Raw genomic sequence first — 8,460 nt, 5'->3', positions numbered from 1 at the left:
GTGGCTGACGTAGCTGAGCTGGTCGATAAACTGAAGAACGAAGCGAAGGTGATCTGAACATGAGCATCCTGGTAATTGCTGAACATGACAACAGCAGCCTGAAGCAGGCGACCCTGAGTGTTGTAGCGGCTGCCAAGGCCATCGGTGGTGACATCGACGTGCTGGTTGCTGGTGAGAACGTAGGCGCCGTCGCAGAAGCCGCTGCCAAGGCAGAGGGCGTGAGCAAGGTACTGGTTGCTGACAACGCAGCCTACGGCCATTTCCTGGCCGAGAACCTGTCTGAGCTGGTTGCCGAGGTTGGTAAAGGCTACAGCCACATCCTGGCGGCTGCCGGCACCACCGGTAAAGACTTCCTGCCGCGCGTTGCTGCGCTGCTGGACGTTGCCCAGGTGTCCGACATCATCCGTGTTGAATCTGACGACACCTTCGTTCGTCCGATCTACGCCGGTAACGCCATCGCAACCGTTAAATCCAGCGACAGCATCAAGGTCATCACTGTGCGTCCTACCGGTTTCGACCCGGTGGCAGCCGAAGGTGGTGCCGCTGCTGTTGAAGCTCTGGACACCGTGAAAGATGCCGGCCTGTCTTCCTTCGTGGGTGAAGAGAAAGCCGTCTCTGACCGTCCGGATCTGGCCTCTGCTGGCATCGTCATCTCTGGTGGCCGTGGTATGCAGAACGGCGACAACTTCAAGATGCTGGAGCAGGTTGCTGACGTACTGGGCGCAGCGGTTGGTGCATCCCGTGCCGCGGTTGACGCCGGCTTCGTACCGAACGACATGCAGGTTGGCCAGACTGGTAAGATCGTTGCTCCGCAGCTGTACATCGCTGTCGGTATCTCCGGTGCTATCCAGCACCTGGCGGGTATGTCTGACTCCAAAGTGATCGTTGCGATCAACAAGGACGAAGAAGCCCCGATCTTCCAGGTAGCTGACTACGGCCTGGTCGCGGATCTGTTTGAAGCAGTACCGCAACTGGAAGAAGAGCTGAAGAAAGTCGTCTGATTTTCTGTCATGCTTGAAAAAGGCACCTGAGGGTGCCTTTTTTATTGGTATCAGCATAATAACGGCCCGCTATGACCATTAATGCCTTCGAAGCCCTGGCTTGTCCTCTGGATGGTCAACCTCTGACCAGAACCGGAAACAGCTGGAAATGCACCTCAGGCCACAGTTTTGATGTGGCACGCCAGGGGTACGTTCACCTGTTGCCAGTGCAGAAGAAACGTTCAAAAGATCCCGGTGACAGCAAAGACATGGTGGCAGCCAGACAGCGATTCCTGAGCGAAGGTCATTACAGGCCCATCGCCGATGCTGTCAGTACCTGTGTGACAGCTCAATTCTCCGGTGAGGTGCTGAGTTGCCTGGATGCCGGGTGCGGCGAGGGCTATTACCTGAGGGCATTGGCGGGGTCTTGTGCGCCGGAGCAGCACCTCTCTGTACTCGGGCTCGATATTTCCAAATGGGCTGTGCAGGCGGCCGCAAGGCAAGAACGTTGTTTTGGCTACGTTGTCGGTAGCAATGCGAATCTGCCGGTTCAGTCTGACTCGGTAGACAGATTGATGTGTATGTTCGGGTTTCCGGTGTACGCCGAATTCGCGAGAGTACTCCGTCATGGTGGCAGGTTGATTCAGGTCGATACAGGGCCTGACCACCTGAGGGAATTACGGGAAATAATCTATCCGGAAATAAAAGCTCCGCGTCACCAGGATGCAAAGGCTCCCGAGGGCTTCCGTACGCTCAGCACTGACGTTATCCGTTATGAGTTATCCCTGAATAGCAAAGATGAAATTGCGGATTTGCTTGCCATGACTCCTCACCTGTACCGGGCAAATGCTGAAGGGCGGGCTCGGGCAGAAGGGCTGAATTCCATCAAGACCACGGTGCACGTCGTTATACGGGTTTATGAAAAGCCCTGAGCTGCTTACTTCCCTGAGTCGTCGTCAGAAGCAGGGCGCCTGGAAACGATCTGTTTTTCAGCTTTCCCGATAATCAGTGTGTCTGCAAGGATGTGCAGTGCCCGGTTGGTGGTCCGTACCGAGCGATAGATTTTCTGGCTGGCTTCGTCGTGAGAAACCTTGGCTTTCCGTGCACTGCTCCTGAAATTTTCGTCGCTTGAGAACAGATCAATCAGGCCAAACGTCGTATTGGTAATGGCTTTGTGCACTTTCTCGACCGCAGTCGCCCCGCCAGATACTGAATCTTCGAGAAGTTTTGCCCGGTTTCTCACTTCCAGCAGGTCCATTCGGCTTTTTTGAATAGCGCTGTGGGCCGCCAGGCGGTGGGAATTGATGATCCTGAGATGTTTGCGATTGCACTGGAGTTGTCGGTACACCAAGGCACCCAGGGTACCGGTAAATGCCAGAGCTATCAGTGAGATCAGAAAGGGCGCGGCAGTCACGGGTTATCTCCTAGCGGTACTCAATGCGCATTTCGACATCAATGTCCCGATCGTACAATTCCTGTTCCAGTTCCTTCATGACTTCCTGATAAACCATTTTCCGGACCATTACCGGCAGGCGATCGGCCAGCATTCGGGCTGAACGGGACTCCCGTTTTGCCAGGGCAATCGGATCCCGTACCTTCAAGGTAAGAATCAGCTCGGGATCCTGCTCAATATCACTCAGCTGGTCGTCTGCCATCATGGTTGCTATCAGCTTTTTCTGCTCCTGAACCTGCCAAAACAGAAATCCGCAAAAGCTGGCAATGAGCAGGCTGAAAATCACCAGAAATATGGTCAAGGCAAGCACCTCTCCTACAACAGTATTTATTGTGAAAAGTGTGCCTCAAGACGCACGACAAACGATTGGCCCTGACGACGTGATCACAATGTCGCTTGGAAAGTGCTAGTGTTCTCCGATAAACATCCGAAAGGAAACCGGGAATGACAAAATCAACGGACAAGACCTACGATCTTGTAGTCTTTGGGGCCACCAGCTTTGTTGGCCAGATTCTGACACGTTACCTCTACGACACTTACGGCGTTGGAAAAGAGGTTCGCTGGGCCATTGCCGGCCGGTCAGAATCAAAGCTGGGCTCTCTGAAACAAAGCCTTGGCGCTGACTCTTTACCCATTGTGATCGCTGATGCTTCCGATGGTGAAGCGTTACTGACGATGTGCGAACAAACCAGGGTAGTGATATCAACCGTTGGCCCTTATGCACTGTATGGAGAACCGCTCATTCAGGCCTGTGTTCGGGTTGGAACCGATTATTGCGACCTGACCGGCGAGGTCCAGTGGATTCGCCGGATGATTCAGCGCTACGAAGAGGAAGCGAAGTCCTCTGGTGCTCGTATTGTCCACTGTTGCGGGTTTGATTCCATTCCCTCGGACATGGGGGTCTGGTACCTGCAGCAACAGTCTGAAGACGCTTTCGGAATGCCGTGCCGGGATGTCCGGATGCGGGTTAAGGTTGCCAAGGGAGAGTTCTCGGGGGGCACGGTGGCATCAATGATCAATGTCGCAAAAGAAGCTGCAGCAGACCCTGACCTGCGCAAGGAGCTGGCGAACCCGTTTTCGATTTGCCCTCCAGAACACCGCTCAACCAAACGCCAGCCGAGTCTTAAGTCAGCCGAATATGACCGCGCCTTTAATGTCTGGCTTGCCCCGTTTGTCATGGGCGCGATTAATACACGGGTCGTTCATCGCTCAAATGCACTACAGCAGGCTCGCTACGGCAAAGAGTTTACCTATGACGAAGCGATGATGACCGGTCGCGGAATGAAAGGCCGAATGACTGCGTTGGCGATTACCAGCGCACTTGGCGCCTTCTTCGTTGCGTCGGCAATCAAGCCTACTCGCTGGCTGGTTGAAAAGTTTGTACCCCAACCCGGGGAAGGACCGAGCCCGGAAGCACAGCAATCAGGGTTCTACGATCTGCGATTCATAGGCAGGAATGAATCGGGCCAAACCATTATTACCAAAGTCACCGGTGACAGGGACCCCGGTTATGGCTCCACGGGAAAAATGCTCGGTGAAGCCGGCATGTGCCTGGCTTTTGATATTGCAGAAGACGCACCGGGGGGATTCTGGACACCCGCATCGTTGCTCAACGGTCGTTTGATGGCGCGTTTGATCAGCAAGGCCGGACTGACCTTTGAGGTGCTGGGAACCCGCTAGGCGCCTTCAGGGAACTTTCAAGGTACCTTCAAGGTACCTTTCAAGGAACTAGGTGTATCACTCGATCAACAACGGGAAGGGCGTCGATGCTGTGGCCAAAACCAATCACCGTTCGCCCTTCGAAGCAGCTATTCAGCCGGGTACTGATGCGATCTCGGGTTACAGCATCAACTCCGGTAAATGGCTCATCCAACAGGAGTAGAGGGGCTGGGCTTAGCAGCACCCGGGCAAGCGCAATGCGCCTTGCTTCGCCCCCGGACAGCCGGCTGCCGGCGCTGCCCAGCCAGGTATCGAGTTGGTCCGCTTCCGCAATGAAGCGGTCCGCCATCTCAACGGTGTCCAGCACCCGCCACAGTTCGGTATCGGTTGCCGAAGGATTACCCAACAACAGGTTCGCCCTCAACGTATCATCAAATAAAACCGTTTTCTGGGTCAGATAACAGGCCTCCTGTTTGGCCAGGCTACCGTGAAACGGCTCGATCAGCCCAGCCAACGTATCTGCAAGCGATGATTTGCCGCTCCCTGAATGCCCAATAATACCCAGGTGTTCGCCCCGTTTAACTTGGAGACTGAAGTGCGTCATCAATGGCGGCAAATCCTGGTATCGGATACCCAGATCCGAAACGAACAGGGAAAGCTCGCCGGGCAACCCAGGTGTAGCGACTTGTCGGGGGGGCTCAGCGATGCTGATATCATTGTTGAGGCGTCCCGCCGAGGCTTCTGTAGCGCCAAGGCGCCCAAATGCATCCGGTAACATGCCGTAAATTTCAGCCAGTCCGAGAAATGCTATGGGCACCATCACCATTACCGGTCCTGATACGAGGTCTTTCTGAAATAATTCCAGGCCGAGCCAGAGTGCTGCCACAGCGCTCAGGCTGATCAGCATATTGGACAATGCCAGCTGCCAGCCCGTGCGACTGTCCGCTCTGGCTTGATCCGAGTTGCTTTCAAAGGCCTGTCGTAAAAGGCGGGCCGCATGCTTACCGGTCCGTCCGGCAGCGGTCAGTTCCGCAATTCCTTCGAGATGCTCAATAATACCGCTTCGGAGTTGCTCAGTTCGATCGCTCTGACGCCTGGTGATATGTCGGGTGCGCAGATAAGTGCCAACGGTCGCCAAAAGAAAGGCTGCAAGCAGTGGCAGAGCCAACCACAGTGCCGATTTAACATTCAGAAAGATTGCCGAAACGAGCAACATCAACACCGTGACCAACAGAGCGAGTCCCGCCGGGGCAATCAACCTGAGATAAAGCGTATCGAGGGCATCGACATCCATAGTGAGGCGTGACAGCCATTGAGCCCCTGTCAGGTCATGCCGGTGTGAGCGGCCAGAACGGGAGAGCTGGCTAAACAGGACCACACGGATCGTCGTCAGTAACCGGAGCACTGTGTCGTGGTTATAAACCCGCTCTGCATACCGTGTAACGGTCCTGGCCACCGCAAAAAAACGAATACCGCCACCCGGCGTATACAGGTTGATCGTGGCGTGAACGCCTGCGATGAGTAAAGCACCGACGAGAGCGGTTTCCGTGATAAACCAGCCGGAAAGCGCAAGCAACCCAATGCCGGAAAGCAGCGTTAACAAGAGCAATATCGCGCCAGTTGCCAGGCGGCCAGGGCTTCGGAATATGAGGCGAAGCCAGGGTAGAAGACTACGCATCGCGCACCTCTCCATCTGTCACCAGAAGTATCCGATCGGCGAGGGCAAGAAGTGCCTGGTGATGGGTTGAGAACACAAGGGTGCGACCTGATTCCGTCAATTTGTGCAGTGCATCAAGGACATGGAGTTCGCTGTCAGCATCCAGCCCTGCGGTTGGCTCGTCGAGAAGAATCAGCGGATACTCGGAAACAAACAAGCGGGCAAGACTTAATCTCCGGGCCTGGCCTCCCGAGAGCCCCTGGCCATCTTCAGACACCTGGCTGTGGATACCGTTTGGCCGGTTGTCGATTAACGCACCTAAGCCAACCTGGCGAATTGCATTTTCGATAGCAATGTCGGAAGCATCTGGTGTGGTCAGACGGATGTTGTCAGCCCATGAACCCTGAACGAGAAAGCCACGTTGTCCAAGCCAGCCAAACGGGAAAGATCCCGGTTCAGCTCCGAATACTGCCACGTCGCCGGAATCCGCACGGGCGAACCCCGCAATCAGATGAAGCAGGGAGCTCTTGCCACTACCTGACGGCCCGCTGAGCGCAACACATGCTCCCTTACGAATCTCCAGGGACAGATCGTTGAACACGGATCGCTCTTGACCGTAGGAAAGCTTGACGTGACGAAGGGATATCACATCCTTCGGCATGTCCTGTAGCCCCGGGGCACGTCTGGACGGGGACGGGCCGGACTGCAATCGTGTCAGCAACTCGGATCCGGCGCCCAGCGCGGCGGCACGGTCATGATAGTGCTGTGACAGGGTGCGTAAAGGCTGGAAAAATTCCGGTGCCAGCAGGAGGATTAACAACCCGGAATACAGGGTTAATTCCACAGAGGGACCGTAGGTAATGTAGCCCAGAAGGCCAAAGCCGATATACATAGCCACAACAGCGATGGCGACCGATGAGAAAAATTCCAGAACCGCAGAGGAAAGGAACGCCACCTTCAGCGTTTTCATGGTGATCCTGCGATAGCGATCCGAGCGGGATTGAATTAGGGATGTGGCATGTTCAGTCTGTCCGAACAACTGAAGAGTTGTGATGCCCCGAACTTTATCCAGAAACTGCCCTGAAAGGCGGCTCACAGTTTCAAAATGCTGTTGGTTGAGATTTTCTGCGCCCATGCCAACCAACGCCATGAACAAAGGAATCAATGGAGCCGAAAGCAGCAGAAAAATAGCCGCTAACCAATCCAGGGAAAACACAACGAACAGGATAATCAGTGGGATGATCACCGAAAGCATCATCTGCGGTAAAAATCGCGCGAAGTAGCCGTGGAGGGCTTCGACATGGTCGATCCATTCCCTCGCCAGTTCACCCGCGGAAGACTGTCCGATTTCCAACGGCCCTAGATGATGCCAGTGGGCACTGAGCTGTCGGCGGACATCCTTTCGGACCTGTTCGCTGGACCGGGCAGCAAATCGGGTTTGCAGGCCCTGAGCGATCGCCCGTGCGATGATGGCGGCAACAACACCGGTGAACAGATAGGTGAGGTCTGACAGAGAAGCTTCTTCGATAACCCCCAGGTGGACAATCCGGGCGAGCAAAACCATCTGGACAACGGTGGCAACGCCAGCGGTGACACCGGCACCGACCGCAGCGTTGATCCACCGTTGGCTGTTTCCAGCCAACGCCTTTAGCCACTGCCGTACTTCCCGGGGCGTGGGCCCCGGGGATGGGGACTCAGAGGTTCCCACTTAGTGGTAACCCTCGCCAGCCCGAACTTTTCCGCGGAACACCCAGTAAGCCCAGGCGGTGTAACACAGTATGATCGGGATGACGAACAGCAGGCCCAGCAACAGGAACAACTGGGATTCGTACGCGGAGGCTGCCTGCCACAGGGTGTAGTCCGGTGGCACGACGTAGGGCCAGCGACTAACGACCAGACCAAGATAGGTCGTGACAAACAGTCCCATGGTGGCCACGAACGGCAAACCTTCGGAGCGTTTGCGCACTGAACGGAATATCTGGAAGGCGCACAACAGGGTCAGTGCTGGCAGAATCCAGATCACACTCAGGTTGGAGAACCAGCGCTCACGAACCAGGTCGTCAACAAATGGCGTCCACACGCTGATAATACCGAAGATCACCAACACGGCTGCCAGCAGGGGTAGGGTAATGCGATAAGCCCAGTCCTGAAGGCGACCGTCGGTTTTCAGTATCAGCCAGGTGGAGCCAAGCAGCGCGTAGCCCGCGAGCATTCCCAGGCCGGTAAGAACGGTAAAAGGCGTAAGCCAATCCAGTGCGCCGCCAACATACACACCATTGGCTGTTTCAAACCCCTGGATATAGGCACCGACGACTGCCCCCTGTGCGAACGAGGCAACAGTGGAACCGCCCGCAAACGCCCAGTTCCAGAGATATCGTGATGTCCGCGCTTTGAACCTAAACTCGAAGGCCACTCCACGGAAGATCAAACCTGCGAGGAGCAGGAAAACGCCGATGTAGAGTGCCGGCAAGAAGATGCTGTAGACCATCGGGAAGGCCGCAAGAAGCCCCGCGCCACCCAGGACCAACCAGGTTTCGTTGCCGTCCCAGACGGGAGCGACGGTATTCATCATAGTGTCACGGGCTTCTTCATTTGGCGCGAACGGAAAGAGAATCCCCACTCCAAGGTCGAAGCCGTCCATCAATACGTACATGATGATGCCGAAGCCAATGATAAATGCCCAGATGAGGGGCAGATCGAACAGTTCCATA

At 55.5% G+C, this 8,460-nt stretch carries 8 protein-coding genes; 3 read left to right on the top strand and 5 right to left on the bottom strand.

The genetic code is table 11. The annotated features are described in order from the left end of the window. Window positions 1-59 precede the first annotated feature (59 nt). The gene (locus FWJ25_RS17900; protein WP_149601631.1) at window positions 60-1,001 is read left to right on the top strand and encodes an electron transfer flavoprotein subunit alpha/FixB family protein; all 942 of its coding nucleotides are present in this window, start codon (window positions 60-62) and stop codon (window positions 999-1,001) included. Window positions 1,002-1,072: 71 nt separating this feature from the next. Then, on the top strand, window positions 1,073-1,912 hold the full coding sequence (locus FWJ25_RS17895; RefSeq protein ID WP_149601630.1) for a putative RNA methyltransferase: 840 nt from the start codon (window positions 1,073-1,075) through the stop codon (window positions 1,910-1,912). A gap of 5 nt (window positions 1,913-1,917) precedes the next feature. Here FWJ25_RS17895 and FWJ25_RS17890 read toward each other — a convergent pair whose 3' ends face one another. Further along, on the bottom strand, window positions 1,918-2,394 hold the full coding sequence (locus FWJ25_RS17890) for a hypothetical protein (protein ID WP_149601629.1): 477 nt from the start codon (window positions 2,392-2,394) through the stop codon (window positions 1,918-1,920). A 10-nt stretch (window positions 2,395-2,404) separates the two neighbouring features. Further along, window positions 2,405-2,743 (bottom strand): hypothetical protein, encoded by a 339-nt coding sequence (locus FWJ25_RS17885; protein WP_246166884.1) that lies wholly within the window; start codon window positions 2,741-2,743, stop codon window positions 2,405-2,407. Window positions 2,744-2,877: 134 nt separating this feature from the next. Between FWJ25_RS17885 and FWJ25_RS17880 the strand changes: the two genes are divergently transcribed. Beyond that, the gene (locus tag FWJ25_RS17880) at window positions 2,878-4,113 is read left to right on the top strand and encodes a saccharopine dehydrogenase family protein (RefSeq protein WP_149601627.1); all 1,236 of its coding nucleotides are present in this window, start codon (window positions 2,878-2,880) and stop codon (window positions 4,111-4,113) included. Window positions 4,114-4,153: 40 nt separating this feature from the next. Here FWJ25_RS17880 and cydC read toward each other — a convergent pair whose 3' ends face one another. From cydC to cydB, 3 genes are read right to left on the bottom strand one after another with little or no spacing between them, the layout of a single operon-like run. Further along, the gene (gene cydC / locus FWJ25_RS17875; protein WP_149601626.1) at window positions 4,154-5,770 is read right to left on the bottom strand and encodes a thiol reductant ABC exporter subunit CydC; all 1,617 of its coding nucleotides are present in this window, start codon (window positions 5,768-5,770) and stop codon (window positions 4,154-4,156) included. Continuing rightward, window positions 5,763-7,457, bottom strand: a complete 1,695-nt coding sequence (gene cydD / locus FWJ25_RS17870; protein ID WP_149601625.1) for a thiol reductant ABC exporter subunit CydD — start codon at window positions 7,455-7,457, stop codon at window positions 5,763-5,765. Before cydD ends, cydC begins: the two co-directional genes overlap by 8 nt. Next, window positions 7,458-8,459, bottom strand: coding sequence for a cytochrome d ubiquinol oxidase subunit II (gene cydB / locus FWJ25_RS17865; RefSeq protein WP_149601624.1), 1,002 nt, complete (start codon window positions 8,457-8,459; stop codon window positions 7,458-7,460). Between the last annotated feature and the right edge of the window lies 1 nt (window position 8,460).

Origin of the sequence: Marinobacter salinexigens, assembly GCF_008370345.1 — a bacterium.
Taxonomy (GTDB): domain Bacteria; phylum Pseudomonadota; class Gammaproteobacteria; order Pseudomonadales; family Oleiphilaceae; genus Marinobacter; species Marinobacter salinexigens.
Note: the sequence above shows the minus strand (reverse complement) of the source record. Positions and strands in the feature narration are given on the sequence as shown.